Origin of the sequence: Sphingomonas abaci, from assembly GCF_014199625.1 — a bacterium.
GTDB classification, from domain to species: Bacteria; Pseudomonadota; Alphaproteobacteria; order Sphingomonadales; family Sphingomonadaceae; genus Sphingomonas; species Sphingomonas abaci.
In genome coordinates this window covers 24,421-48,237 of the sequence record NZ_JACHNY010000002.1, presented here as the reverse complement: position 1 = coordinate 48,237, position 23,817 = coordinate 24,421, and the positions used below count along the sequence as shown (strand labels likewise).

Annotated in this window: 30 protein-coding genes and 1 tRNA gene; 15 read left to right on the top strand and 16 right to left on the bottom strand. The window is 66.0% G+C overall.

Annotation, left to right across the window (positions count from 1 at the left end; translation table 11 throughout):
* Positions 1 to 124: 124 nt before the first annotated feature.
* Positions 125 to 1,381, bottom strand: coding sequence for a M24 family metallopeptidase (locus GGQ96_RS05345; protein ID WP_184112393.1), 1,257 nt, complete (start codon positions 1,379 to 1,381; stop codon positions 125 to 127).
* Positions 1,382 to 1,490: 109 nt separating this feature from the next.
* On the opposite strand from GGQ96_RS05345, the gene GGQ96_RS05340 reads away from it, so the two are divergent.
* The 3 genes from GGQ96_RS05340 to GGQ96_RS21320 all read left to right on the top strand — a co-directional run bounded on the left by GGQ96_RS05340 (position 1,491) and on the right by GGQ96_RS21320 (position 6,291).
* Positions 1,491 to 2,828, top strand: coding sequence for a dicarboxylate/amino acid:cation symporter (locus GGQ96_RS05340; protein ID WP_184112391.1), 1,338 nt, complete (start codon positions 1,491 to 1,493; stop codon positions 2,826 to 2,828).
* 116 nt (positions 2,829 to 2,944) lie between these two features.
* A complete protein-coding gene (locus GGQ96_RS05335; RefSeq protein WP_184112389.1) occupies positions 2,945 to 3,781 on the top strand; it encodes a TrmH family RNA methyltransferase in 837 nt (278 codons plus the stop codon).
* 56 nt (positions 3,782 to 3,837) lie between these two features.
* Positions 3,838 to 6,291: an alpha/beta fold hydrolase gene (locus tag GGQ96_RS21320; protein WP_184112387.1), complete on the top strand. Its 2,454-nt coding sequence runs from the start codon at positions 3,838 to 3,840 to the stop codon at positions 6,289 to 6,291.
* A 219-nt stretch (positions 6,292 to 6,510) separates the two neighbouring features.
* On the opposite strand, the gene ettA is transcribed toward GGQ96_RS21320, so the two are convergent.
* Entirely contained in the window at positions 6,511 to 8,190 is a 1,680-nt protein-coding gene (gene ettA / locus GGQ96_RS05325) for an energy-dependent translational throttle protein EttA (RefSeq protein ID WP_184112385.1), read from the bottom strand.
* Between the two features lie 186 nt (positions 8,191 to 8,376).
* Here ettA and GGQ96_RS05320 point away from each other — a divergent pair, with 186 nt between their 5' ends.
* From GGQ96_RS05320 to GGQ96_RS05305, 4 genes are all read left to right on the top strand, one after another.
* On the top strand, positions 8,377 to 9,819 hold the full coding sequence (locus tag GGQ96_RS05320; RefSeq protein ID WP_184112383.1) for a M20/M25/M40 family metallo-hydrolase: 1,443 nt from the start codon (positions 8,377 to 8,379) through the stop codon (positions 9,817 to 9,819).
* Positions 9,820 to 9,949: 130 nt separating this feature from the next.
* On the top strand, positions 9,950 to 10,216 hold the full coding sequence (locus GGQ96_RS05315; protein ID WP_184112382.1) for a hypothetical protein: 267 nt from the start codon (positions 9,950 to 9,952) through the stop codon (positions 10,214 to 10,216).
* Between the two features lie 139 nt (positions 10,217 to 10,355).
* Positions 10,356 to 10,431, top strand: a tRNA-Ile gene (locus tag GGQ96_RS05310).
* Positions 10,432 to 10,586: 155 nt separating this feature from the next.
* On the top strand, positions 10,587 to 11,885 hold the full coding sequence (locus GGQ96_RS05305; protein ID WP_184112381.1) for a tyrosine-type recombinase/integrase: 1,299 nt from the start codon (positions 10,587 to 10,589) through the stop codon (positions 11,883 to 11,885).
* Here GGQ96_RS05305 and GGQ96_RS05300 read toward each other — a convergent pair.
* The 14 genes from GGQ96_RS05300 to GGQ96_RS21750 form a co-directional block, all read right to left on the bottom strand.
* Positions 11,873 to 12,079 carry a helix-turn-helix transcriptional regulator gene (locus GGQ96_RS05300; RefSeq protein ID WP_184112380.1) on the bottom strand — a complete coding sequence of 69 codons (207 nt, stop codon included), beginning with the start codon at positions 12,077 to 12,079 and terminating at the stop codon, positions 11,873 to 11,875. The genes GGQ96_RS05305 and GGQ96_RS05300 overlap by 13 nt on opposite strands.
* Positions 12,063 to 12,254, bottom strand: a complete 192-nt coding sequence (locus tag GGQ96_RS05295; RefSeq protein WP_184112379.1) for a hypothetical protein — start codon at positions 12,252 to 12,254, stop codon at positions 12,063 to 12,065. The genes GGQ96_RS05300 and GGQ96_RS05295 overlap by 17 nt, the downstream gene beginning before the upstream one ends.
* 44 nt (positions 12,255 to 12,298) lie before the next feature.
* The gene (locus GGQ96_RS21315; protein WP_184112378.1) at positions 12,299 to 12,787 is read right to left on the bottom strand and encodes an XF1762 family protein; all 489 of its coding nucleotides are present in this window, start codon (positions 12,785 to 12,787) and stop codon (positions 12,299 to 12,301) included.
* 163 nt (positions 12,788 to 12,950) lie between these two features.
* Positions 12,951 to 13,823: a hypothetical protein gene (locus GGQ96_RS05285; protein ID WP_184112376.1), complete on the bottom strand. Its 873-nt coding sequence runs from the start codon at positions 13,821 to 13,823 to the stop codon at positions 12,951 to 12,953.
* Positions 13,820 to 14,182: a hypothetical protein gene (locus GGQ96_RS05280; protein ID WP_184112374.1), complete on the bottom strand. Its 363-nt coding sequence runs from the start codon at positions 14,180 to 14,182 to the stop codon at positions 13,820 to 13,822. Before GGQ96_RS05280 ends, GGQ96_RS05285 begins: the two co-directional genes overlap by 4 nt.
* Positions 14,172 to 14,576, bottom strand: coding sequence for a hypothetical protein (locus GGQ96_RS05275; RefSeq protein WP_184112372.1), 405 nt, complete (start codon positions 14,574 to 14,576; stop codon positions 14,172 to 14,174). Before GGQ96_RS05275 ends, GGQ96_RS05280 begins: the two co-directional genes overlap by 11 nt.
* Positions 14,573 to 14,926 carry a DUF6197 family protein gene (locus tag GGQ96_RS05270; RefSeq protein ID WP_184112370.1) on the bottom strand — a complete coding sequence of 118 codons (354 nt, stop codon included), beginning with the start codon at positions 14,924 to 14,926 and terminating at the stop codon, positions 14,573 to 14,575. Before GGQ96_RS05270 ends, GGQ96_RS05275 begins: the two co-directional genes overlap by 4 nt.
* On the bottom strand, positions 14,923 to 15,117 hold the full coding sequence (locus GGQ96_RS05265; protein ID WP_184112368.1) for a hypothetical protein: 195 nt from the start codon (positions 15,115 to 15,117) through the stop codon (positions 14,923 to 14,925). The genes GGQ96_RS05270 and GGQ96_RS05265 overlap by 4 nt, the downstream gene beginning before the upstream one ends.
* On the bottom strand, positions 15,114 to 16,199 hold the full coding sequence (locus GGQ96_RS05260) for a DEAD/DEAH box helicase family protein (protein WP_184112366.1): 1,086 nt from the start codon (positions 16,197 to 16,199) through the stop codon (positions 15,114 to 15,116). Before GGQ96_RS05260 ends, GGQ96_RS05265 begins: the two co-directional genes overlap by 4 nt.
* Entirely contained in the window at positions 16,196 to 16,936 is a 741-nt protein-coding gene (locus GGQ96_RS05255; protein ID WP_184112364.1) for a YqaJ viral recombinase family protein, read from the bottom strand. Before GGQ96_RS05255 ends, GGQ96_RS05260 begins: the two co-directional genes overlap by 4 nt.
* A complete protein-coding gene (locus GGQ96_RS05250) occupies positions 16,933 to 17,193 on the bottom strand; it encodes a hypothetical protein (protein WP_184112362.1) in 261 nt (86 codons plus the stop codon). Before GGQ96_RS05250 ends, GGQ96_RS05255 begins: the two co-directional genes overlap by 4 nt.
* The gene (locus tag GGQ96_RS05245; RefSeq protein WP_184112360.1) at positions 17,190 to 17,390 is read right to left on the bottom strand and encodes a hypothetical protein; all 201 of its coding nucleotides are present in this window, start codon (positions 17,388 to 17,390) and stop codon (positions 17,190 to 17,192) included. The genes GGQ96_RS05250 and GGQ96_RS05245 overlap by 4 nt, the downstream gene beginning before the upstream one ends.
* Positions 17,387 to 17,734 (bottom strand): hypothetical protein, encoded by a 348-nt coding sequence (locus GGQ96_RS05240; protein WP_184112358.1) that lies wholly within the window; start codon positions 17,732 to 17,734, stop codon positions 17,387 to 17,389. Before GGQ96_RS05240 ends, GGQ96_RS05245 begins: the two co-directional genes overlap by 4 nt.
* Positions 17,735 to 17,826: 92 nt before the next feature.
* Entirely contained in the window at positions 17,827 to 18,669 is an 843-nt protein-coding gene (locus GGQ96_RS21750; protein WP_184112357.1) for a S24 family peptidase, read from the bottom strand.
* Positions 18,670 to 18,770: 101 nt separating this feature from the next.
* Here GGQ96_RS21750 and GGQ96_RS05230 point away from each other — a divergent pair, with 101 nt between their 5' ends.
* The 8 genes from GGQ96_RS05230 to GGQ96_RS05195 all read left to right on the top strand — a co-directional run bounded on the left by GGQ96_RS05230 (position 18,771) and on the right by GGQ96_RS05195 (position 23,800).
* A complete protein-coding gene (locus GGQ96_RS05230; protein WP_184112356.1) occupies positions 18,771 to 18,944 on the top strand; it encodes a hypothetical protein in 174 nt (57 codons plus the stop codon).
* The gene (locus GGQ96_RS05225; protein WP_184112355.1) at positions 18,941 to 19,399 is read left to right on the top strand and encodes a hypothetical protein; all 459 of its coding nucleotides are present in this window, start codon (positions 18,941 to 18,943) and stop codon (positions 19,397 to 19,399) included. The genes GGQ96_RS05230 and GGQ96_RS05225 overlap by 4 nt, the downstream gene beginning before the upstream one ends.
* On the top strand, positions 19,396 to 19,971 hold the full coding sequence (locus tag GGQ96_RS05220; RefSeq protein WP_184112354.1) for a hypothetical protein: 576 nt from the start codon (positions 19,396 to 19,398) through the stop codon (positions 19,969 to 19,971). Before GGQ96_RS05225 ends, GGQ96_RS05220 begins: the two co-directional genes overlap by 4 nt.
* A 184-nt stretch (positions 19,972 to 20,155) precedes the next feature.
* Entirely contained in the window at positions 20,156 to 20,485 is a 330-nt protein-coding gene (locus GGQ96_RS05215; protein ID WP_184112353.1) for a hypothetical protein, read from the top strand.
* Positions 20,482 to 21,861, top strand: coding sequence for a DEAD/DEAH box helicase (locus GGQ96_RS05210; RefSeq protein WP_184112352.1), 1,380 nt, complete (start codon positions 20,482 to 20,484; stop codon positions 21,859 to 21,861). Before GGQ96_RS05215 ends, GGQ96_RS05210 begins: the two co-directional genes overlap by 4 nt.
* Positions 21,858 to 22,178: a hypothetical protein gene (locus tag GGQ96_RS05205; RefSeq protein ID WP_184112350.1), complete on the top strand. Its 321-nt coding sequence runs from the start codon at positions 21,858 to 21,860 to the stop codon at positions 22,176 to 22,178. The genes GGQ96_RS05210 and GGQ96_RS05205 overlap by 4 nt, the downstream gene beginning before the upstream one ends.
* The gene (locus GGQ96_RS05200) at positions 22,171 to 23,361 is read left to right on the top strand and encodes a virulence-associated E family protein (protein WP_184112348.1); all 1,191 of its coding nucleotides are present in this window, start codon (positions 22,171 to 22,173) and stop codon (positions 23,359 to 23,361) included. Before GGQ96_RS05205 ends, GGQ96_RS05200 begins: the two co-directional genes overlap by 8 nt.
* Before the next feature lie 289 nt (positions 23,362 to 23,650).
* A complete protein-coding gene (locus GGQ96_RS05195; RefSeq protein WP_184112346.1) occupies positions 23,651 to 23,800 on the top strand; it encodes a hypothetical protein in 150 nt (49 codons plus the stop codon).
* Positions 23,801 to 23,817 lie beyond the last annotated feature (17 nt).

Here is a 23,817-nt window from a genome sequence, read left to right as displayed (position 1 = left end):
GCTCCTGCGGTGGCGGGTCGCCCAGGGCCAGCCGCAACACCATCGTTCCGCAGCGACCCTAGACGCCTGCCGGCGCTTTAGTACGATGCGCCTTGCCGGCGCGTGTCTCTCCCGAAGAACCGTCTCAGCCGAGCGGCGCGTCGATCGAGGTCGGCGGGGTCGAGAACCAACGCGGCCCAGCCTCGGTCATGTGGAAGCAGTCCTCCAACCGGATACCGAAGGTGCCGGGCAAGTAGAGCCCCGGTTCGTTGGAGAAGCACATGCCTGCCGCCAGGGGCGTGGTCTCGCCATGGACCAGGTTGACCGGCTCATGCCCGTCCAGCCCGATGCCATGCCCCGTGCGATGCGACAGGCCGGGCAGGCGATAGCCGGGGCCATAGCCGAGCGACTCGTAATAACGCCGCACCGCATCGTCGACCGCACCGGCGGGCGTGCCGTTCCGCGCTGCCGCCAGTGCGACCTGCTGTCCGCGCGCGACCTGATCCCAGACGCGGCGCTGCGCCGTGCTCGCGCGGCCATGCACCCAGCTGCGCGACACGTCGGACTGATAGCCCTGCACGGCGCAGCCGCAATCCATCAGCACCACCTGTCCGTCGGCGACCCGGATCACCTCGCGGCTGCCATGCGGCAGCGCGGCGGCGGGACCGATCAGCGCCAGCGCAAATTCGGGCGCGCCGCCCAGCGCGCGGGTGGCGGCGTTCATCAGCGCGCCGATCTCCGCACCGGTCATGCCACGCTCGACCCGGTCATAGGTCCAGCGATAGGCGGCAAGCGTCACCTGAGTCGCCAATTGCATCAGCGCGATCTCGGCCGCTGATTTACGCATCCGGCATCCGCGCACGACGGGGTTGGCGGAAACCAGCTTCGCCCCCGGCAACGCCCGCGCCAGTCCGTTGAACGCGAAGAAACGGGCCGTCTCCTCGATCCCGACTGGTTGCCCGGCGAGCTTGCGGTCGCGCAGAAGTCCCGCCACCACCGCCAACGGGTCCTGATCCTCCTGCCAGACCCGCACCTCGGCCGGCACGGCCAGCGTCTGGCGGACCGAAGGTTCCTCGAAGAAGGGCGTCACGACGCACGGCGCCCCCTCCACCGGCAGGATCGCGGCGGTCAGCCGTTCGCTGCGCCCCCACGCGATGCCGGTGAAATAGATCATCGACGATCCCGGCTCGATCAACACCGCGCCGATGCCGTTCGCCTTCATCAGCGCCTGCGCACGGGCGAGCCGCGCGGCGCGTTCGGCCGGCTGGATGGGCACGGCGTCCTTGGTCAGGTTGGAAAGACTTGACAGGTCCGGCTCGGCCGCGCGCAACAGCGCGGTTGTGGACAGGAGGGGCGCGGCGGTGGCGGCGGCGATCAGCGCGCGGCGGGAGATTATCGTCATCGGCGAGAGGATGGCCGCCGGCAGCCCCGAACGCCAGCCCCTCTTGACCTGCCCCCCTTGACCTGAACGCCGCAATCCCCTTCCTGTCCGGCGCAATCGGGAGTGTTGGATGGCCAAGCGCCTTACGTACTGGATCATGGCGGCGCTGGTCGCGGGGCTCGTGCTCGGCTGGGGGCTGCATGTCGCGATCGACGACGGCAGCCCGGCCTCGGCCGCGCGGCTGAGCGAGATCGCCGGCTATTTCTCGATCCTGACCACCTTGTTCCTCCGCCTGATCAAGATGATCATCGCGCCCTTGGTCTTTGCGACCCTGGTCGTCGGCATCGCGCATATGGGCGACACCTCGGCGCTGGGCCGGGTCGGCGCGAAGAGCCTGGCCTGGTTCGTCACCGCCAGCCTGTTGTCGCTGACGCTCGGCCTCATCCTGGTCAACGTGCTGCAACCCGGCGTCGGCCTGGCCCTGCCGCTGCCACCGGCCAACGAGGCGAGCGGCGTCGCGCGCACCGCCTTCGACGCGACCAAGTTCGTCAGCCATATCGTGCCGCAATCGATGGTCGAGGCGATGGCGACCAACGAGATCCTTCAGATCGTCGTCTTCTCGATCTTCGTCGGCGTCGCTATCACCGCGGTCGGCGAGAAGGCCGCGCCGCTGACTCGCGCGGTCGAGGCGCTGGTCGCGGTAATGCTCCAGATCACCAATTACGTCATGCGATTCGCTCCTGTCGCGGTGTTCGCGGCGGTGACCTCGACCTTGGCGGAGCGCGGTCCGGGCGTGCTGCGCGACCTGGGCTATTTCATGGGCAGCTTCTATCTGGGGCTGGTGCTGCTCTGGGCGCTGCTGATCGGCATCGCCTTCCTGCTGGTCGGCGGGCGCACGCGCCTGCTGATCCGCTACATTCGCGACCCCCTGATCCTCGCCTTCTCCACCGCCTCCTCGGAGGCCGCCTATCCGCGCACGCTGGAGGCGCTCGACCGGTTCGGCGTGCCGCCGCGCATCGCCAGCTTCGTCCTGCCGCTCGGCTATTCGTTCAACCTGGACGGCTCGATGATGTACATGACCTTCGCGTCGATGTTCATCGCTCAGGCCTATGGCATCCCACTGTCGATCGGCGAGCAGGTCACCATGCTGCTGGTCCTGATGGTCACGTCCAAGGGGATCGCCGGCGTGCCGCGCGCGTCGCTGGTGGTGATCGCGGGCACGCTGTCGATGTTCAAGATCCCCGAGGCGGGTCTGCTGCTGATCCTGGCGGTCGACCATTTCCTGGACATGGGGCGTTCGGCCACCAACGTGATCGGCAACGCCATCGCCGCCTCGCTGGTCGCGAAATGGGAGGGTGGGCTCGACCCGCGCGAGGACCCGGACGCAACCGCCCCCGCCGCGCCGAGCGGCACCGGCCCGGCGGTGGCGGTCGAGCGGTTCGACGACATCCGGCCGGGCCAGTCCTGACATGCGCCTATGGCTGGCGGTCCTGGCATCGCATCATGGTTGGTTTGGATCCATCGCCGGCTCGCCGAAATGACGCGCCTCGGCAAGGGATGCTGCGCCACGGCCGCTGACCGGCCATGCCGCGACTGATCGCCATCGACGACCCGGCCGATGCCCGCATCGCGCCCTATCGCGACGTGCGCGAGCGCGATCTGGTCGGGCGCGACGGCCTGTTCGTCGCCGAGGGCAAGGTGGTGCTGGAGAAGCTGGTCGACAGCACGCAGGCCCGGCCGCAGTCGCTGCTGATCGCCGACAAGCGCGTGGCGGCGCTGGCGACGCTGATGGAACGGCTGCCCGACGATTTGCCGGTCTATACCGCCGACCAGCCTGTGCTGGACGCGGTGGCCGGCTTTCCGCTTCATCGCGGCATCCTGGCGATCGGCCGGCGGGTCGATCCGCCTACGCCCGACCAGGCGCTGGCCGCTGCCGCCGCCGCCGGGCGTGACGTGCTGCTGCTGTCCGCCATCGCCAACCACGACAATATGGGCGGTATCTTCCGCAACGCCGCCGGCTTCGGCGCCGGTGCGGTGCTGCTCGACCGGGATTGCTGCGACCCGCTCTATCGCAAGGCGATCCGGGTCTCGGTCGGCGCGACGCTGCTGGTGCCGTTCGCACGGCTGGCGGCCGGCGCGGACGCGCTGGCGCTGCTCGACGCCTATGGCTTCTCGCCGCTGGCGCTCAGCCCGAACGGAGCCGAGCGGCTGGCCGACCTCCGCCCGCAGGGGCGGCAGGCGGTGCTGCTCGGTGCGGAAGGCCCCGGCCTGTCCCCCGCCCTACTGGCGCGCACCCGCAGCGTGCGGATCGACATGGCCGACGGCTTCGACTCGCTCAACGTGGCGACCACCAGCGGCATCGTTCTCCACCATCTGGCGACGCGGGACAGCGCGGTTGCGGCGGGGAACCAGCCTCGATAGCACGTCGTATGACGGATCGGTGGCGCGGACCACCGGCAGCAGGACAGGACAGGCGCATGACCGACAGCTCACCCCCCGGCCGCGATGTCGACGTGCTGATCGTCGGGGCCGGCCTGTCGGGGATCGACGCCGCCTACCGCCTGCAGACCGAGTGCCCCGGCAAGCGCTATGCGATCCTGGAGGCGCGCGACGCGATCGGCGGGACCTGGGATCTGTTCCGCTATCCCGGCATCCGCTCGGACAGCGACATGTACACGCTCGGCTTCCCCTTCCGCCCATGGCGCGGCGACCGCGCGATCACCGATGGCGCGGCGATCCGCGACTATATCGCCGAGACCGCCCGCGAATATGGCATCGACCGGCATATCCGGTTCGGCCGCCGGGTGGCGCGGGCCCGGTGGTCGTCGGCGGAGGCGCGCTGGACACTCGACGTGGCGGCCGAGGCCGGTACGGAAACATGGACCTGCCGCTTCCTCTACATGGGCAGCGGCTATTACGACTATGACCAGGGCCATCGCCCCGACTGGCCCGGCCTGGCCGACTTCTGCGGCACGCTCGTTCATCCGCAGCACTGGCCCGAGGGGCTGGACCATGCCGGCAAGCGCATCGTCGTGATCGGCAGCGGCGCGACCGCCGTCACGCTGGTCCCCGCCTTGGCCCAGGCAGCGGCGCAGGTGACGATGCTGCAACGCTCGCCCAGCTATATCGTGTCGCGTCCCTCGCGCGACGGCTTCGCCCGCGCCGCCGCCACGCTGCTGCCCGGCGGCGCGGCGGGTGCGGCGGCGCGGTGGAAGAGCATCCTGCTCGGCATCGCCACCTTCACCCTGGCCCGCCGACGGCCCGAGCGGGTCAAGGCGCTGATCCTGAAGAACGTCCGCTCGCAACTGCCCCAAGGCTACGAGGTGACGCGCGACTTCTCGCCCGACTATGCGCCCTGGGACCAGCGCGTCTGCCTGGTGCCGGACGCAGACCTGTTCACCGCGATCCGGTCGGGCCGGGCGACGATCGTCACCGACCGGATCGACCGGTTCGTGGCCGAGGGGGTGCGGCTGGAATCGGGCAGTCTGCTGCCGGCGGACATCGTCGTCACCGCCACCGGCCTGACGCTCAAGCTGTTCGGCGGGGTCGAGCTGATCGTCGACGGTCTGGCCGTCCGGCCACAGGACCGCATGGTCTACAAGGGCATGATGCTGGAGGATGTGCCCAACCTGGCGCTCGCCTTCGGCTACACCAATGCCTCCTGGACGCTGAAATGCGATCTGACCGCGCGCTATGCCTGCCGGTTGATCCGGCACATGGACGAACAGGGCCATGGCTGGTGCGTGCCGCGCCAGCACGATCCCGACATCACGGCCGAGCCGCTGCTCAGCTTCACCTCCGGCTATGTGCAGCGCGCGGCCGCGACGCTGCCGCACCAAGGATCGAAGGCGCCGTGGCGGGTTCATCAGAACTACCTGCTCGACCTGGCCGCGCTGTCGCTGGGATCGGTGGCGGATGGCGTGATGCAGTTCGGCGGCACCGTCAGCGGCGCGCCGGCCAGGGCAGTACCCGCCCGTACGATGCCGCGGCCGGTGGTCGCGGCAGGCGTCGGCGTCGCAGCGGTGGGCGCGCTGGCGCTGTTCGCCGCCTGGAACCGGCGGCGGGTCGAGCGGCTGGTGCCGCCGGACGGCGGCTTCGTCGAGGTCGATGGCGTGCGGCTGCACTGCCTTGACGGCGGCACTGGCCCGGCAATCGTGATGATCCACGGACTGGGCGGACAGATGCGCAACTTCAGCCACGGCCTGCTCGACCGGCTCGCGGCCGATCACCGCGTCATCCTGATCGACCGGCCGGGCTCGGGCTATTCGCAAGCGATCGGCGCGAACGCCGTCCGTGCGCAGGCGGCGGTAATCGCCAAGCTGCTGGAGCGGCTGGACGTGGAACGGCCGCTGATCGTCGGCCACTCGCTGGGCGGCGCGGTCGCGCTGGCGCTGGCGCTCGATCACCCCGCCCTGGTCGGCGGACTCGCGCTCATCGCGCCGCTGACGCAGACGATCGAGGATGTGCCGCCCGCCTTTCGCGGCCTGGCCATCCGCTCGCGGGCGCTGCGCCGGGCGGCGGCCTGGACGATCGCGACGCCGGCGACGCTGCTGGCGGGCGCCAGGGGCCGCGATCTGATCTTCGCGCCCGATCCGGTGCCGGCGGATTTCGCGACGCGTGGCGGCGGCGCGCTGGTGACGCGGCCGGGGACGTTCGAGTCGGCCTCCGCCGACATGGCGGCCGCGAACATCGACTTGCCGGAGATGATGCGCCGCTATCCGACGCTGCGGATGCCGCTTGGCATCCTTTACGGCCACGGGGACCGGATTCTCGACCCGGTGTTGCACGGTGAACGTCTCGCTGCCGCGGTGCCGGGCGCGGAACTGACGCTGATCGAGGGTGGGCATATGATCCCGGTCACCAAGCCGGACGACGTGGCGGCGTGGATCAGGCGGCGACTCGCAACTGCGCGTTTGACGGAGTCGTCGTGAAGCCCACTACATCGCCCCACACCGCACCACCCGACGGAAGCCGGGGTCCAGGTACGGACCGGTCGGGGTAGCTTACCAACGTCCCCCAACCGGGGCCCGGCCTTCGCCGGGGTGGTATCGTAGGTTTCGCGACGATCTCTTCCACCATCCTACGGATAGGGCCGAGCGAGACGGTGCCCCCCTCCCCGTCGGGGGAGGAGGGATCGAAAGCCGGCTAAATCAGCGCGTCAGCTTCTTATAGGCCAGGCGTGTCGGGCGATCGGCGGCATCGCCCAGGCGACGGCGCTTGTCCTCTTCGTAGGACTCGTAATTGCCCTCGAACCATTCGACATGGCTGTCGCCCTCGAAGGCCAGGATGTGCGTGCAGAGCCGGTCGAGGAAGAAGCGATCGTGGCTGATGACCACGGCGCAACCCGCGAAGGTCTCCAGCGCCTCTTCCAAGGCGCGCAGCGTCTCGACGTCCAGATCGTTGGTCGGCTCGTCGAGCAACAGGACGTTGCCGCCCTCCTTCAACATCTTGGCCATGTGGACGCGGTTGCGCTCACCGCCCGAGAGCTGGCCGACCTTCTTCTGCTGGTCGGGACCGCGGAAGTTGAACGCGCCGACATAGGCGCGCGTGCCCAGCTCCTGCTTGCCGAAACGGAAGACCTCCAGCTCGTCGGAAATCTCCTGCCAGACATTCTTGTTCGGATCGAGATGGTCGCGGCTCTGGTCGACATAGCCGAGCTTCACGGTCGAACCGATATCGATCGTGCCCCCGTCCGGCTGTTCCTGCCCGGTGATGAGCTTGAACAAGGTCGACTTGCCCGCGCCGTTCGGTCCGATCACGCCGACGATGCCGCCCGGCGGCAGCATGAAGTCCAGCCCCTCGAACAGCAGCTTGTCGCCGTACGACTTGGTCAGCCCCTTGGCCTCGATCACCTTGCCGCCCAGCCGCTCCGGGATCTGGATCAGGATCTGTGCCTTGCCGGCGACGCGGCTCTCCTGCTTCTCCATCAACTCCTCGAATGCGCGGATACGCGCCTTCGACTTGGTCTGGCGGGCCTTGGGGGTCTGGCGCATCCAGGCCAGCTCGTCGGCGATCGCCTTCTGCTTGCCGGCCTCGTCGCGCTCCTCCTGCTCCAGCCGCTTGGCCTTCTTCTCCAGATAGCCGGAATAATTGGACTCGTAGGTATAGTAACGGCCGCGATCGAGCTCGAGCACCCAGTTTACGACATTGTCCAGGAAGTAGCGGTCGTGGGTGACGAGAATGACGTTGCCCGCATATTCCTTCAGATAGTTCTCCAGCCACGACACGCTTTCGGCGTCCAGGTGGTTGGTCGGCTCGTCGAGCAGCAGAATGTCCGGCTTCTCCAGCAGCAGCTTGCAGAGCGCGACGCGACGCTTCTCGCCGCCCGACAGGCGGGTGACGTCGGCATCGCCCGGCGGGCAGCGCAGTGCTTCCATCGCCTGTTCGAGCTGGCTGTCGAGCGACCAGCCGTCGACCGCGTCGATCTTGGCCTGGAGATCGCCCATCTCCTCCATCAGCGCGTCGAAATCGGTGTCGTCCTGGGGATCGCCCATTTCCGCCGAGATGGCGTTGAACCGGTCGACCAGGTCGGCGACCGGGCGCACGCCGTCCTTGACGTTGCCCATTACGTCCTTGGACGGATCGAGCTGCGGCTCCTGCGCCAGATAGCCGACGCGGATGCCCTCGGCGGGCCACGCCTCGCCGACGAAATCGGTGTCCAGGCCGGCCATGACCTTCATCAGGGTCGACTTGCCCGCGCCGTTCGGGCCGATGATCGCGATCTTGGCGCCGGGGATGAACTGGAGATGGATGTTGTTGAGGACGGGCTTGTTGGCGCCCGGAAAGGTCTTGGTCAGACCCTTCATGACGTAGGTATACTGAACGGCCATGATGGGCGCGCGGCTCCGTGTTGGATTGTGCGGGATGTCGCGCCAGAGATAGCGATCCGTCCGCACCTTGGCAACGCGGGGGCAACGCGGGGTCGGGTCTGGGGCGGGGCCGGTGCGAAACGGGGGCTTGTCGGACCGGCAGTGCGCGCCTTACGCCCTGTACCGGAACACGAAAAAGGGAATGCCATGAAATCCGCCCTCCTGGCCCTGCTGCTCGCTTCAAGCCCGCTCGCCGCGCAGCAGCCCGTCGCGCCGCCGCCGGGCGGTCCGACCACCGCCACCCGCCCCCGCGCGACGCCGCTGCCCGTCGCGCCCGACCCCAAGGCGGCGCGCCTGCGCGACCAGGCGATGAGCGACGACACCGCCTATGCCCTGGTCGAGGGGCTGACGACCGAGGTCGGCCCACGCATGACCGGCGGCTCGGCGCGCCAGGCCTATGCCCGCGACTGGGCGGTCGCCCGGCTGAAGGCGCTGGGCTTCAAGAATGTCCGCATCGAACCCTATACGCTCCACAATGTCTGGGAGCGCGGAGCCGAAACGGCGGAGATCGTCGGCCTCTATGCCCAGCCGCTCCATGTCACCGCGCTCGGCAACACCGGCGCGACCCCGGCCGCGGGACTGACCGCGCCGGTCGTCTACTTCCCGACCTTCAACGACCTGCTGCTCGCCCCCGCTGGCAGCCTGGCGGGCAAGATCGCCTTCGTCTCCAATGCGATGGAACCGACGCAGGACGGCTCCAGCTATGGCAGCGCGGGCTCGGCGCGCTTCGTCGGCCCCAATGTCGCAGCGCAGAAGGGCGCCGCGGCGCTAGTCATCCGTTCGATCGGCACCGACCATGGCCGCGGGCCGCATGCTGGCACGACCAATTTCGACGCGGGCGTCGCACCGATCCCGGCGGGCGCGCTGTCGGTCGCGGACGCCGAGAATCTGGAACGAATGCTGAAGCTGGGCAAGCCGGTGACGATGAAGCTTACCCTGACCCCGCGCTTCGTCGGCGACCGCGAATCCGGCAATGTTGTCGCCGAGGTGCCGGGCACCGACCCCAGGGCGGGAATCGTGCTGGTCGGCGGGCATCTGGACAGCTGGGACCTGGGCACCGGCGCGATCGACGACGCATCGGGCGTGGCGATCACCGCCGCCGCCGCCAAGCTGGTGATGGACGCCGGTCGCCCCCGCCGCACGATCCGCGTGGTATGGTTCGGCGACGAGGAGATCGGCGGCTTCGGCGGTGAGGCCTATGCCAGGGCGCATGCCGGCGAATATCACGCCACCGCCAGCGAGAGCGATTTCGGCGCGGACCGGGTGTGGCGCTTCGAGACGAATTTCGGTCCCGCCGCCAAGCCGATCGGCGACCGGCTGGCGGTGACGCTCGCCCCCCTCGGCATTGTGCGCGGCACCGGCACGGCGGGCGATGGCACCGACATCGCTCCGGTGGTGAAGACCGGCGTGGCGGGCGTCGACCTCAACCAGTCGGGCCTGCGCTATTTCGACTATCATCACACGCCCGAGGACACGCTGGACCGGGTCGATCCGGCCCAGCTTCGCCAGAACGTCGCGGCCTGGACGACGATGCTCCAGATCGTCGCCAACGCGCCCGAGTCGATCGAACCCGTGCCTCCGCGCCGTTAATCTCTGTTGCGACGGGACGTTACCAAGGGATGAATTTTGGCGATTGACCGGACGGACCGGTCCGCTATTGCGGCCGTTCGCGACGGCTATCGGGTCGGCCGCGAGATTTGCTATGCTTGGGAGCATTTGAATGAAGAAGATCGCTTTCGTTCTCGCTGCCGCCGGCCTGATGTCCGTGGCCGCCTGCTCGAAGTCCCCTGAGGCCGCCGCCGTTGAGAACAACGCGGACGCGCTGGCGGACAACATGGAAATGCAGGCCGACAACATGGACGCGCTGGCGGACAACACCTCGAACGCCGCTGCTTCGGCGGTGCTCGAGAACGCCGCGGACAACATGAACGCCGCTGCCGACAACGTCCGCGACGCGGGCGAGGAGAAGGCCGACAACATGCAGTAATGCCTGTGGCGGGCCGTCTGTTCGGCCTGCCGCATGCCATTACGGCCGAAGGGGCGCCTCCCGTCATGGGAAGCGCCCCTTTTTTGTTGCGCACGCTCTTTTTATCCCCCTCCGCCTGCGCTAGCGGAAAGCACAGGTGGGGCCTGTAGCTCAATGGTTAGAGCTGGCCGCTCATAACGGCTAGGTTGCGGGTTCGAGTCCTGCCGGGCCCACCACTACCACGTATCATGCTGGACATACGGCATCTTACGCCTGCTGGCGTGCTTAGTACATACCTTGTTTGTTTCTCATTCGTTCTCATATGGTATCTCCGTAGCGCAATGCACTTGGGGGTATCCGTGGGGTACGAATCGGAGCGTTTGGGGGTACGATGCCGCTGACCAATGCCGAGGTGAAGAACGCCAAGCCCGAATCGGCTCCCCGCAAGCTTTTCGACAGTGGCGGCCTGTTCCTTCACGTCGCCCCAAGCGGCACGAAGTCGTGGCGTCTCAAGTATCGCTTCGGCCCGAAAGAGAAGCTGCTGACCTTCGGCCGCTATCCGGAAGTGTCGCTGTCCGAGGCGCGCGAGCGGCGCGACGCTGCCCGAGCTCACCTGCGCGCCAACCGCGATCCCGGCGTCGAAGCCGAGCGCGAGCGGCAAGCGGCCATCGAGGCGGCCGGCGCGCGGTTTGAGGCGTCCGCCCTTGCCTGGCACGAAGACGAACGGCCGCGCTGGTCGCCCCGCCATGCGCAGGTGGTGCTGTTCGCCTTGCGACGCGATGTCTTCCCTGACCTGGGCAAGCTGCCGATCGCCGACATTACCGGGCCCATGATCCTGCGCACGCTGCGTAAGATCGAGCGGCGTGGGGCGGTCGAGACTGCCAAGCGGGTGATGGGCTACATCTCCGCAATCTTCATCCGCGCCAAGGGCGAGCATCTGGTCACGACCAATCCCACGGTCGACCTGATCCACGCGCTCAAGCCCACGCCCAAGGGTGCCAAGCAACCGGCGCTCACCACGCTGGCGGATCTGCACACCCTCCAGCGGCTGGTCGACAATTCGACGGCGGGCCCGCCCACGAAGCTGGCTTCGCGCCTCCTGGCGCTGACCGCTGTCCGCGTTGGTGTCCTGCGCACCGCGACCTGGGCGGAGATTGGGGGTATCGAGTGGGAGGCGCATACCCCCAGCCCGGACGCGATCTGGCGCATACCGGCAGAGCGCATGAAGCTGGTGCTGGAGCATAAGGGCGACCAGGCGTTCGACTTTGACGTGCCCCTGCCCGGCCCTGCTGTCGATGCCCTGCGCGCGCTGCACCGGCTGACCGGGCGCGGCAAGCTGCTGTTCCCGGGCCATCACTCGGCGCGGCTGCCCATGAGCGACGCCGCGATCAGCACGCTCTACAAGCGCATCGACGGCGGCCGGTACAAGACGCGCCATGTCCCGCACGGCTGGCGCGCTGCCTTTTCCACCATCATGAACGAGTGGGCCATCGAGCACGGCAAGGAGGGAGATCGGATGCTGATCGACCTGATGCTGGCGCACATCCCTAAGGGCGTATCCTCGTCCGAACTGGTCTACATGCGCGTCAAGGGCACCGCCCGTCGCCGCGTGCTGGCGGAGACGTGGGCGGCTATGATCGCCGATGGCCTGGACGACCCGATGGCGATCCTCGACGGTCAAGCGCGATAGCCCATCGGATCGGCGATGAAGCGCTCGATCTCGCTCTCGTACCAGGCGACCATCTTCGGGCCGAGCGGGACCTTCTTCGGGAAGGTGCCCGCATCCTGCCGGCGATAGACGGTCGCGGTCGACAGGCCGGTGCGCTTGCGGACCTCTTTGATGCGCAGGAGGCTGTCCCCCCGGCGGTCAGGCGCGGATGCCATGGTCTTCCTCCTTCTTCCTCAGGATAGCTGCCTCTACCGCTGGTCCGGATCCAACCGAGTGGATCCACCGATCGCCGGAAACGTGCAGGCGCATCATGCCGAAGAACTCGCCCGCAGGCTGGTCGTTCTTCCACTCCGCCCCCTGCGTCGGCTGCACCATCTCACTGTTCAACATGGGCGGTTCCTTGGTGGGCGCTGTAGCCGGTGTGATAAAATACGTCATGCTGCCTCCCACAATAGCTTCGGCTCGATTGGGTGCTTGTCCGCGCGGGGTCGCGACGGTACCGACCAGCTACGCCCCGGCGTTTCGCCGATTAGCCGCCAGCCGGCTGCCTTCAGCGATGTGCCTGGCTCGCTCTTAAGCGTGTACGTCCCGATCCGCGCATAACCGAGCGCGAAAGCCGCCCGTGCAGCTGCGCCGTAGAGGAAAGAACACGCGTTCGGATGCCCGACTGTGCAGAGGCGCGTAACCTCCAGCGTCAGGCCATCGTCTCGATGCCTCGATACCGGGCGTCCGACAATCACCACGCCGACCAGCCTGTCGGCTGCTACGGCTGCGATGCTGAACTTGTGCCCAGCTGGCGGGGTGTGGTGCCGATGATGCTCCTGCACGAATACAGCCGCATCAGCGAATGCGATCGGTGCCGCTTGTAACTTGCTCAAGCGCCCCGCGATCTCGGCTACCTGCTGGGGGTCTGGCGGGGTCATGGGTGCTTCCTGTATCGCTTCGGCAGATTATCCAGTGCCTTGTACTGGTCTGATTGGCGGCACTGCTTGCAGGTGACCTGCTCCCGATAAGCGGCGGTTTGGTAGAAACCAGGCTCTCCGCAGACCACTCGAGTGGTGAACGGCACAAGCACATGAACCTTGCTCACGCCCCCTCCCCCTCGGTCGCTGCATGGCCGGTAGCTGGGATGGTGGCTTTCGGGGTGTAGGCGATGATGTCGAACCAATTTTCAGCGCCATGAGTCCACGGCTGTTCTGCCTGCTTGAGGCCGACACGTACGAGACCCGCGCGCTCAATCCACATGACTGGTCCACCATCCCAATCGCTGGGGGCTGTATCCCCACCATGCCACGGGTTCATGCCTTCCGGCACCGCCTCCCCCGTAGCTGGGATGGTCGGGGCGGCTGCGAGCATGGCGGACCACTCTGCGCGAACCAGTGCGCGGTTGGCGTCTTCGTCGCTCATGTCCTGCAAAGCGTCCCATCCGGCCGCCGGAGACGCGCTTTCCCACGCTGCGATCATCGCCTCTGTCGGCTCCCTCGGCACCGTCACCATCGCGGGGTCAGTCGCGGGCGGGAGGGAGGCGAGAGGGTGGGCCTTGAAGTGGCGTGGCCGATGCTCGACCTCCATTGCCAGTTTCAGGGCAGCCAATGAGCATCCCGCCTTGATCACTGTCGCGGGAGGAAGATGCACGTCACACGGCAGAACATAGCCCTCCCGCTCCCCCGCCCCGCTCGCGGCTTCGGCGGTGGCGAGGAATGGCGCTACGTCACGTGCCACCATATCAAGCGCTGCATTGAACGCTGCTGTCCAAGGCGGGTCCATGCCCCCCTGTGACCGCTTTGCCAGCGATCTTTCCAACGCCACCCGCAAGCTGGCAGGCCTGGTCTCCGTCGCACCGCATTGATCGGGCTGGCCATGGGCTTGCGCATAGCAGACGCCATACTGATCGCAGCCTACGCCAAGCGTGCAAGCTGTCGCCCGCGCCTCTGCGGCATCGGTGGTCGTGTCGGTCATGATGCGTCTCCGGTGGTCGGGGCGAGGGCGGCGATCGCGGCGCTCGACTTCTCGATTTCGTCAGCGGCATATTCGAAGGAAGACGCCATCGGGCCGGCGCGCCTGCCTTGGTCGAAAGCAGCTTTGCGGAAAGACTTTGCCCGCTCGCGCAGATGCCTCGCACACCGCTCGATCGTCTCCGCCTCCAGCGCCGACCGCAGATCAGCCGGTGCGCGGGTGTTCCAGGCGGCGGGTTCAGCTTTGACCGAACGCCCGGCACAATCGAGGAACGTAGGCGAGCCACAGGTGACGTACTCACCCGCAACGTTCACGGCCGGCCCATTGCAGAACGGGCAGCCCTTCAGCTTCTCACTCTCCATGGCGCGTCTCCTGACGGGCGGAGAGGATGGCGACACGGAATGTCGTGGCAAATATGCTATCATCCGGCGTCATGAGGTGCGGCTCCTCATTCAGCCACAGCTTTCCGGGTGCCCGCGCATGTTCGTAGACAGCGCCCGGCGGCACCATCTCGCGGGAGATAAGTGGCCCGAAGGTGTAAGCGCCGTCAGATGCCCAAGCTGTCGTCAGCTCGCCCTCATCAACACCTTCCTCGCCGACAATTTCGATATACCATCCCGCCTCTTCGGCGGCATCGCGGTAAGCCTGTCGCTCTTCGCAGCCGCAAGTCTCAGTGTCGTAGCCGTAGCCACCAGGGCCTTTGATGATTTGCCCGGTCTCGACTACGCCGCGACCATTGCACCGATTGCAGATCATGCCTTCTCTCCCTGACGGGCGTAGGTGGCGGCTGCGCGAAGGGCGGCGACTACCTCGGATTGGGTGCGGCCCTCACGATGGTTCCATTCGGCAAGGCGGAACGTGCCGATGACGCCTGAAAGGGCGCTATGAGCGTCGAATTCGATCCTACTGCCCTGAGCAGCAGCTTCTATCGCGCCATACAAACAGAAGTGGCGCGCCAAGCTGGATGTCGGAGACACCTCCTTACCTGTTTCGGTCGTCGCTAGCGTTTCCTCGCCAATGTCGGGGCCGCCAATCCATGCGCCCTCAGCTTCCAAGATATCAGCCGCAGCATCCAGCACATCGGCCACAGTCTGAGGGGCGGTCATGCGAAGCCTCCACGATAGAGAGAGGCGGCACAGACCAGCACCAGGGCAATAAGGGCCGCGGCCTTGCGACGGCCGTCCACCCGGTTGCGGTAGGCGTTGGTGGTGAACGGAAGCGGGGCTATGCGCGCGAACCGATAGGCCATCTCGTCCTGCATGGACGTGACAGAACCGTGCTTGATGCTGTCCATCATGCGGGCACCCGTTCGTCAGCGGTGGCGTCAGTATGCGCCTCACCGTGGTCCTCATCGCCGCGCCCGAACGGCACATCATCCGACAGCTTGGCGAAGTCGTCAGCAGCCGAACACAGCCCCTGGATCTCGTCCATGATCGGCTTCACCACCGCGCGATGCGGCTTGCCTTCGCCCGCCCACCAGTCGGTGAATGCCTTGGTGCCACCGCGGGCAATCTCACGCGCCGCGTCCATCGTCTCCTTCTGCTTCTGCGCTTCACCGGCGCCATAAGCCCACTCAGCCATCGCAAAACCGGTGCCCTCGCCCATCGGCCGGCGCGGATCGAACAGCCCCTTGAACTGGTCGGCCACCTTGATCTGGTGAACCGGGCAACCAGGCGCGGACGGGTCGAGGATCACCATCGCGGTCATCTCGAACATCAGATCGCCGTCGCTGGCGGGATCCCACGGCACATCCTTGCGGCGTGTCTTGGTCGCGCGGGCGTTCTCGGCCTTGTCGCCAAACCCCTTCTGCATCACCGGCTTGGCGCGAGTGCAGATGATGATGTTCGTCTTGGCGCGGATGATGCGGTCGATCAGTCGGCGATACTTCGGCTTCACCTCAGCCCAAGCGAGCTGGCTGAACTTCGACGGGTCCACCTCATAGCGGCCGTTCGCCCGCTTCTCTGCGGCCTGGACCAGCCGGTCGAGCGCCAGTGCGTGTTCGTCAAGCACGCCGCCAACGCCTTCCCAAGCATGGCTGAAACTGTCGATAATCAGGACCGGCAGACCAGCCGCTTCCGCCGCGTCGATCACCTCGATCCACCGCTGCACCCCGAAGCCGACGACCTCGCCCGCATCATCGATAGCGGTGAAGTCGAAGTGCATCATCTCAGGAAACGCCTCCTTGTAGTGGAGCGCCCGCTTGTTCTCGGTGTCGACGTAGCCGATCGGCGCGCCCTTCTTCCCGGTGACGCGCTCGGCGATGCCCCGAGCAACCCGCAGCGCCGTGAAGGTCTTGCCGGTACCGGACCCGCCCGACAGACCCAGCGCGATCGTGCGGGGATCGGTGATCTGCGTGACCGGGATGAACTGGATCTTCATGCGAATTGCTCCTGATAGGTAGCGATAATCTTTTGGATTTTGGCTTCGGCAGCCTGCGCGGCCTCAATGATCGCGGCCTGAATCACGTCGTCGGGATGGACGCGGATCACGGCCATCGGCAGCTTCTCGGAGAAGCTACAGAAGTCGATCCATTGACGCTCGGACACCAGCAAGCCGGTCTGATGCTGCATTACGAACTCAGCCGGGATGCCGCCACTGAGGGCGTATTCCACAACGGTCTGGACCTGGTACTTCTGCTTCCGCGACTTCACCTCGATCGCGCCGTCATCGCCGACCAGCCCGTCCGGGGAATAGCCTAACGTGAAGCCCCAGCGATCGTTGGTGATGAACCCGACCTCACGAACCGGCGCGCGAGTTTCCGAATAACGGGCGCGGGCTTCGTGCTCGTCGTTCTGGCCCCGGATCATGTCGAAACTCTGGAACATTGGCTCGACGAACTTCGTCAGCCGCTGCGCTGCCAGCTCGTAGATGTGCATCTTGGCCTTGTCGTCGTCGGCCACGACGACCCACTCGCGCTGCGCATATGGCTCGCCGTTCTTCTTGACGCGCGTTTCCGGCTTGGGCGGCGGGTTGAGGATCAGCTTGACTTCGCTCGCGGTGAGAAGCCCGCAGCGCAGTTGCAACCAATCAAGCGAACCTTGCTCGACCTCGGCGTGATGCACGATGTGCGGCTTGCCGGCAGGGCTGTAGCTGGTGAAGGAAGCGGGCGCGTTCATGCCGCCCGCTCCATCGGCACAAGGTCAGCCACTACAGGCACCGCCAGCCGCTTCTCATTCAGCTTCTTGATGCCGCTCTCGATCGCCTCGCGGACGGTCGGAAGGTTGATCAGGTCGCTCATAGCGCACAGGCCAAGGCCATCGTGCACCGTGCTGTAGAAACGGACACTGCCGTCAGACTCACGCTGCGCGCAAATCTGCATCGTGTCGATTGCGGACGAGGACATGATGTCGCTGATCTGTTGTTCGAGGGTCATGCATCACCTTCCCGCGCCCAACGGGCGGCTTGCTCGGCGCGCCAGGCGGCCGTGTGGGGAGCGAACAGGTTGTCCATGCGACGCTGCTCGGTGATGCGCTCAACGTGGCACTTCGCGGCATAGGCCGGGTCGTTCCAGTAGCGCTGGATCTCGGCGAACTCGGTGACCGCCGGGTTGTGGTGGAGCTGGTGGCTCATGCCGCCACCTGCCGATTATCAGCCGAGACCACCGCCCCCGTCAGCGGCAGCCAGCGAGCCTCAGCCCGGTCGATCGCTTGCTCGACGGTCGGCTGGTCCATGATGCGGCGCATCGCCACCTGATCCCCAGCAGCCTCAGCCGCCAGGAACATCGGATCGAGGATCGCGGTGCGCAGCCTGCGCAGACAATCGACGCGGAAGCCGGCATAGGTGATGTCACGGCCGTCCCAGCGATCCCAGGCATGGATGGTGACGACCGGAGCCGGGCGAGTGCGAAAGCTGTTGAGGATGCGGCGGACGCGGCGGTCGCTGGTCCAGCTCGCTAGGATTGGTGTGTGGAACACGGTGTGTCTCCCATGGCGCGGAGGGCGCCGATGGGGACCATAAATCACATCCTGATGTGAACCACAACCCCTAAATCACATTGCGGTGTGAATTATATGTGTCGCTGCCGGTAGTCGCCTATCACGAGTCCCTTGATCTCGATCCAAGACACATGATCGCCGGGAGCCTCGACATTAAGCGGCGCCTGATGGTCGGGGTGGTTCGAATGCGGCCACAGCCACTGCTTGCCTTCCACCACCCGCAATTCCTTCACGGTGGCTTCAATCTCGCCATCCAGTGAATGAGCATAGACAATCACATGGTCGCGATCTCGTGGTGGACGCGCGTCTAGCATGTCGACCCATATGACCACCGATCCAGGCGGATAGTCGAGGTTCATGGAAGGGCCACGGACTTCTAAAGCCTTGGCGTTCTTTCGAAATCGAGGTTGCACAGGCACATCAATGGCATACCAGCGAGACCGGTCCCACTCAACCGCATCGCGGAAAGACCCGGCCTCAACATAGCCCACCACCCATAGAGCGGTCGGGCTCATAGCTTCCGGCTCGTCGCCGCTCAGCTTCCACACAGGTTCACCGACAACCTTAGCCAAGGCCGCGTATGTCTCCGGGCGGAGGCTGTCAGCGCCCTGATCGTTCAGAAAATTATATATCGAGTTGGCAGACACACCAGCTTGGCGCGCCCACCCCGCCGCTTTCAGCCCTCGCTCCTGCATGAAGGTACGGAGGATTTGGCGACGTTCGTCAGGGGTACGGTCCATACTTGACCAACTACCACGCACTTTTCCCATCGTGATGTGATTGTGCCCTTGTAAATCACATCCGGATGTGTTTATTCGTTGCTCATGGTTAGCAGCACGATCGAACGCATCCGTGCGTATCTTAAACGCCCCGGCGTCACGAAGAAGGCTCTCGCTGAACAAGCCGGTCTTCACCCGAATACGTTGCAGGGGGTTGATGACCCACGCTGGAATCCCAGCGCTTCAACGCTGATCGCGCTTGAGCTGCACGTCCCTACCGACGTCCAAGCCGCCGCATGACCTGGCTCGACCGCCTGCGCACCCTTCGCGTCGCTGAACACGACGCTGCGCGGCAGGTCGCCGACCGTCTCCCTGTGCCGCAATCCGCCGCGGTTCAGCACCTCGGCGGGGCGATCCCCTTTCGTCCCGCCGCTTTTTCCAATTCCACCCATAACGAGGCTATCGCATGACCTACGTCATCGGTTCAGCAGACGATCGCGGCATTGTCAGCCCTGATCGCGTCCAATCGGTATTTAAGTCGATCCTCCGCCGCGCGCAGCTCGCCGGGTGGACGGACGAAGCGCTCGGTGAAGCGTCCGGCTACAAGCCGCGTCGTATCAAGGCCTACCGGGTCGAGGACAAGGAGCCGCCGCTGTCGGTGGCGCTGTCTATTGCCGTGGTGCTGGGACAGCCAGCTGTTCAGGCGATCCTAGCGACTATTGGCTACACCGGCACGCCCACCGAAGAGGCCGACGCCGATTGCCCGTTGGATAGCGCGGTCAACGCGATGCAGGCTCTTGGCGTTTTCATGGGCTTTGCGGCGGACAAGCGCATCGATCACACCGAGGAGGCGCCGGCTACCGAAGCCATCGACATCATCATTGCCGAACTGATGCCGTTCTCCAGTCAGGGGCGCGCGGCATGAGCCGGCCCAAATCTCGCTTCCGGCCCGCTGATTACGCCGAGACGTCTGCCCGCATGACGTGTCGTGAGCTGCGGACTCACTATCACGCTTCGAGTGAGCAAGTAGCGCAATGGAACAAGGAAGTGGGTCGGGAGCGCCGACCGAATGCCTCTCGTCAGCCTGCGCCGATGCCGGCGGATTTTGCGGAACATGCTGGCCTGAAGCTGGAAGAGCTGACCGAGATGTATGGCCGGGCCGTCGGTGTGCTGCGGCGTTGGCGCATCGAGGCCGGCTATGTTCCGGTCAAGAAGGAGCCGGTGCAGCCCGCGCCTAAGGCACGGCCGGCGCCAATCCAGCTGCCAGTCAGCCGCACAATCACTGGTGTCGGCGCAGCGACGCCGTTCCATCGCGACATGTCCGAGGCAGGGCAGGCAGCTGACTATCTTCGCCAGTTCGGTGCAGTTTGGCGTTGCACCGCAACCGGCCGTCCTGACCCCAAGGGGAAGTTCTGGCGGCGTGGCCATGCTGTGCTGTCGGATCCGGAAATCATCGAGCGCGCCGAATGGATGCGCAACCGGAGGATGGCGGCGTGAGCGCGCGTTTCCTCAGTGTTCCCGAGGATTGGCAGACGGTCGCTCCCGGCCGTATCGAGCCTGATCTCTGCGACCATTACGGCGTGTGCAAGCCGATCATACAGCGCTGGCGGCGTGAAAGCCCGGTTGTTCGCACCGTGCGTGGGCCTGATCGTCACCAGCGCGCCGGTCGGGATTTGCGGCGATGACCGCCGCGCCGCGCCAGACCAACGTCGTTCCGATCCGGCCGACACCGGATCTGGACGCCGCGTACCGAGCCACAGTCAGCGTCCACTACCCGAACAGCGACCCGCTGTCTCTGGCAACTCGGGTTGAGCTCATGTCGCTGCGCGATCGTGCGACAGCTGCTCTACGCCGCTGCCGGCCCGAGGCTGAGCCTATCCTGATGGAAGCTGCGCGCGTCGCTGGCCTCGCCTGTCTTTCCGCCGCGTCAGCCCGCTCGCTGGCGTTCACCCGGGTTGCCGTGGAGTCGATGATCTTCGCGGCGCAGATGATCCAGCGAGCAACCGTATGATCGAGCTTCGCGACTATCAGCAGGCGTTGATCGCCGACATCCGGACGCAGTTCCGCAGCATGGATCGCACCGTGCTGGTCCAGCTGGCAACGGGCGGGGGCAAGACCGTCACCAGCGCGTATATGGTCAAGACCGCGGCCGAGCGCGGCCGGCGTTGCTGGTGGGTTGTCCACCGCCGCGAAATCATCCTGCAGGCCAGCCGCACGTTCTGGTCGATGGAAATCCCGCACAGCCTGGTCATGGGCGGATCAATCGGCGACCGCGACGCCATGGTGCAGGTCGGCTCGGTGCAGACGCTGAGCCGGCGACTGGGCAAGCTGCCCGCGCCTGACCTGATCATCTTCGACGAGTGCCACCACATGGGCGCCGCGCAGTATCAACAAATCTACGAGGCGTGTCCGCGCGCGCAGATCATCGGCCTGACCGCTACCCCTTGGCGATTGGACGGCCGCGGGCTCGGCGCCTGGTTCGAAAGCATGGTTCAGGGGCCATCGGTCGCCGACCTCATGGAGCGCGGCGCGCTGTGCGATTATCGGCTCTACGCACCAACGACCACTGACGTTGCCTCCGTCGCCATGCAGGGCGGCGACTTCAAGCGCGAGGATCTCGCCCGGGTGATGGACAAGCCGTCCATCGTCGGCGACGCAGTGCAGCACTATCAGCGGCTGGCAGCTGGCAAGCGCGCGATCGTGTTCGCGGTGTCGATCGAGCATAGCCGCAACATCGCCGCGCAGTTCCAGGCTGCGGGCATCCCATCCGCCCATGTCGATGGCAGCATGGACAGCGGCGCGCGCGATGCGATCGTGGCCGATTTCTCCAGCGGCGCTATTCAGGTGCTGTCCAACGCCGATCTGTTCGGCGAGGGCTTCGACGTGCCTGCAGTCGAGGCGGTGATCCTCCTGCGGCCTACGCAATCGCTGTCCTTGCACCTGCAGCAGATCGGCCGCGGCCTTCGTCCAGCTGCAGGCAAGCCGCACGCGATCGTGCTCGATCATGCCGGCAACGCCATGCGGCACGGTCTGCCCGACGACGACCGGGAATGGTCGCTGGAGGATCGGCCGAAAAAGAAGCGCGGCGCGAAATCTGAAGTGCCGGTCAAGCAGTGCCCGACCTGCTTCCTCGTCCACTCGCCGGCGCCTGAGTGCCCGGGCTGCGGTCACGCCTATGCGGTGCAGAGCAGGGAGATCGAACAGGTAGAGGGTGAACTTGAGGTTGTGGACCTTGACGCCATCCGCGCCCGCAAGCGCCACGAGCTCAAGTCGGCGCGGACGCTCGAGCAACTGATCGAGCTCGGCAAGCAGCGGCGGTACAAATACCCGACTGCCTGGGCCGGCCACATCATGCGTCAGCGTCAGCAGTGGAGGGCCGGCGCATGACGCACGCCGACCTCGTGAACAAGCTGCTGCTTGCCGTTTCCCCCATGGGTCTTGCCTGGAGCAACGCCACTGGCGCCGCCAAGGTTGACGGCCGGATGCTTCGCTATGGCCTGCCCGGCAGCGCCGACATCCTGGCGTGCGTCGGCGGACGCATGTTCGGCATCGAAGCCAAGGTCGGCCGCGACGCTTGGCGCCCGAAGCAGCGCGCGTTCGCCGAAGCCCTTACCCGGGCGGGCGGCATCTACATCCTGGCTCGCTCCACCGATGGCACCGGTGACGATGCGGTGGCCCTCACCTTGGAGCGGATCAATGGGTGAGCCGATCCCCCTCAATGCATGGCGCGGGCAGCTGCAAATCGGGTCGAAGGGCGAGAAGAAGACGCTCTACAACCTGATGCAGTACATGCGGAACCTGCCCGGTCTGGGCAAGCAAATCCGCCATAACGAGCTGACGGGCCAGGTCGAATGGTGCGGTGAGCCGCTGGGCGATGCCGATTACGTCGACATCCAGACCATGATCGAACAGGCCGGTTTCCAGCCGAGCAAGACCGACATTCCTGCAGCTGTCGCGCGCACCGCGCTGTTCAATAAGTACCATCCGGTGCGTGAGCATCTCGACGCGCTGAAATGGGACGGCACCAAGCGGCTCGACCGATTCCTGCACATTCTGTTCGGTACTGCGGACACGCCCTACGAGCGCGCTGTTGGCGCCAAGTGGATGATCGGTGCGGTCGCGCGCGTCTACCAGCCTGGCTGCAAGATGGACACGATGTTGGTGCTCGAGGGGCCACAGGGCCTCAAGAAATCCACCGCGCTCCGGTCGCTGTTCGGCGCTTCCTACTTCACGGAGATGGTCAACGAGCTGCGCGATCATAAACGTTTCGTCGAGCAGATCGCCGGCAAGTGGGTTGTCGAGTTCGCCGAGCTTTCCGCGCTGCGCAAGGCTGACGTTGAGCTCGTCAAAGCGATCATCACCATGCAGGTCGACAAGACGCGACCGTCCTATGGGCGGCATACCGTCGAGTACCCCCGCCAGTGCGTGCTTGCCGCGTCGGTCAACCCCAAGGCCGGGCAAGGCTACCTGACCGACAGCACGGGCAACCGGCGCTTCTGGCCTGTTGCCTGCACCGCGATCGACCTGCCGCGCATCGAGCGCAAGCGTGACCAGCTCTGGGCCGAGGCCGTGGCCCGTTTCCGCGATGGCGAGCAATGGTGGCTGACGGACGAAGAGTCGAAGCTGGCGATCCGCGAGCAGGACAGCCGGATGCAGGGCGATGTCTGGGAAGACACCATCTCCGCGTTCCTGACGCCCGGGTTCGCTTACACCTCGGCGCAGCTGCTGACCGAGGCGCTCAAGATGCCGATCGCGCAGCACGATCAGCGTTCAAAGGATCGTATCGCCGCGGTAATGGCCGACCTCGGGTGGGTTCAGACGGTCGGCAAGGAACGCCTGTCAGACGGCACTCGGCGCAGCGCCCGTATGTGGAGGCTGCCCGCATGAAGGTGTCCACACCCCTCCTTCCGAAGCGTAGACATTCGTGGTCCAGCCGTAGACACAAAGGCCCGTATCGGCCTTACGTCCACACCCTTGTCCACACCTTGTCTACGCTAGGGTGTAGTCACCAAAAACGGCTGTTTTCTGCGGCCTCTACCCCCCTGTCTACACTGTCTACACCCTATAAGGTAAATAAAAGGAAAGGCTGTAAAACAGGGGTAGCTGAGGGGGTTTCAGAACGTTTTGCGTTTTGGACCAGGGGTGTAGACACCCAGGGCGTAGACAGGCCCGCCGCATGACCGGCCTAACCCCCTTCCTCCTGGCGATGATGGCAACCCCGCGCGACCGTCTGCGCACTGCCTCACCCGACAAACTCGCGGCTCGGTACGGCATCCCCGCCGGCTGGGCTTCCTTCTACCTGTCATCGTGGCTGGCTGCCTCGTGACCTTTGGAGCAACCGAT

Bases quoted from the DNA above. Each gene is read 5' to 3' on its own strand.
- GGQ96_RS05305 (WP_184112381.1), top strand. From the start codon at position 10,587: ATGCCGCTGACCAATGCCGAGGTGAAGAACGCCAAGCCCGAATCGGCT.
- GGQ96_RS05340 (WP_184112391.1), top strand. From the start codon at position 1,491: ATGGCCAAGCGCCTTACGTACTGGATCATGGCGGCGCTGGTCGCGGGG.
- GGQ96_RS05300 (WP_184112380.1), bottom strand. From the start codon at position 12,079: ATGGCATCCGCGCCTGACCGCCGGGGGGACAGCCTCCTGCGCATCAAA.
- GGQ96_RS05225 (WP_184112355.1), top strand. From the start codon at position 18,941: ATGACCTACGTCATCGGTTCAGCAGACGATCGCGGCATTGTCAGCCCT.
- GGQ96_RS05230 (WP_184112356.1), top strand. From the start codon at position 18,771: ATGACCTGGCTCGACCGCCTGCGCACCCTTCGCGTCGCTGAACACGAC.
- GGQ96_RS05315 (WP_184112382.1), top strand. From the start codon at position 9,950: ATGAAGAAGATCGCTTTCGTTCTCGCTGCCGCCGGCCTGATGTCCGTG.
- GGQ96_RS05265 (WP_184112368.1), bottom strand. From the start codon at position 15,117: ATGATGGACAGCATCAAGCACGGTTCTGTCACGTCCATGCAGGACGAG.
- GGQ96_RS05220 (WP_184112354.1), top strand. From the start codon at position 19,396: ATGAGCCGGCCCAAATCTCGCTTCCGGCCCGCTGATTACGCCGAGACG.
- GGQ96_RS05285 (WP_184112376.1), bottom strand. From the start codon at position 13,823: ATGACCGACACGACCACCGATGCCGCAGAGGCGCGGGCGACAGCTTGC.
- GGQ96_RS05250 (WP_184112362.1), bottom strand. From the start codon at position 17,193: ATGACCCTCGAACAACAGATCAGCGACATCATGTCCTCGTCCGCAATC.
- GGQ96_RS05280 (WP_184112374.1), bottom strand. From the start codon at position 14,182: ATGGAGAGTGAGAAGCTGAAGGGCTGCCCGTTCTGCAATGGGCCGGCC.
- GGQ96_RS05260 (WP_184112366.1), bottom strand. From the start codon at position 16,199: ATGAAGATCCAGTTCATCCCGGTCACGCAGATCACCGATCCCCGCACG.
- GGQ96_RS05195 (WP_184112346.1), top strand. From the start codon at position 23,651: ATGACCGGCCTAACCCCCTTCCTCCTGGCGATGATGGCAACCCCGCGC.
- GGQ96_RS05335 (WP_184112389.1), top strand. From the start codon at position 2,945: ATGCCGCGACTGATCGCCATCGACGACCCGGCCGATGCCCGCATCGCG.
- GGQ96_RS21315 (WP_184112378.1), bottom strand. From the start codon at position 12,787: ATGACCCCGCCAGACCCCCAGCAGGTAGCCGAGATCGCGGGGCGCTTG.
- GGQ96_RS21320 (WP_184112387.1), top strand. From the start codon at position 3,838: ATGACCGACAGCTCACCCCCCGGCCGCGATGTCGACGTGCTGATCGTC.
- GGQ96_RS05270 (WP_184112370.1), bottom strand. From the start codon at position 14,926: ATGACCGCCCCTCAGACTGTGGCCGATGTGCTGGATGCTGCGGCTGAT.
- ettA (WP_184112385.1), bottom strand. From the start codon at position 8,190: ATGGCCGTTCAGTATACCTACGTCATGAAGGGTCTGACCAAGACCTTT.
- GGQ96_RS05255 (WP_184112364.1), bottom strand. From the start codon at position 16,936: ATGAACGCGCCCGCTTCCTTCACCAGCTACAGCCCTGCCGGCAAGCCG.
- GGQ96_RS05215 (WP_184112353.1), top strand. From the start codon at position 20,156: ATGACCGCCGCGCCGCGCCAGACCAACGTCGTTCCGATCCGGCCGACA.
- GGQ96_RS05245 (WP_184112360.1), bottom strand. From the start codon at position 17,390: ATGAGCCACCAGCTCCACCACAACCCGGCGGTCACCGAGTTCGCCGAG.
- GGQ96_RS05295 (WP_184112379.1), bottom strand. From the start codon at position 12,254: ATGTTGAACAGTGAGATGGTGCAGCCGACGCAGGGGGCGGAGTGGAAG.
- GGQ96_RS05275 (WP_184112372.1), bottom strand. From the start codon at position 14,576: ATGATCTGCAATCGGTGCAATGGTCGCGGCGTAGTCGAGACCGGGCAA.
- GGQ96_RS05205 (WP_184112350.1), top strand. From the start codon at position 21,858: ATGACGCACGCCGACCTCGTGAACAAGCTGCTGCTTGCCGTTTCCCCC.
- GGQ96_RS05320 (WP_184112383.1), top strand. From the start codon at position 8,377: ATGAAATCCGCCCTCCTGGCCCTGCTGCTCGCTTCAAGCCCGCTCGCC.
- GGQ96_RS05345 (WP_184112393.1), bottom strand. From the start codon at position 1,381: ATGACGATAATCTCCCGCCGCGCGCTGATCGCCGCCGCCACCGCCGCG.
- GGQ96_RS05210 (WP_184112352.1), top strand. From the start codon at position 20,482: ATGATCGAGCTTCGCGACTATCAGCAGGCGTTGATCGCCGACATCCGG.
- GGQ96_RS05200 (WP_184112348.1), top strand. From the start codon at position 22,171: ATGGGTGAGCCGATCCCCCTCAATGCATGGCGCGGGCAGCTGCAAATC.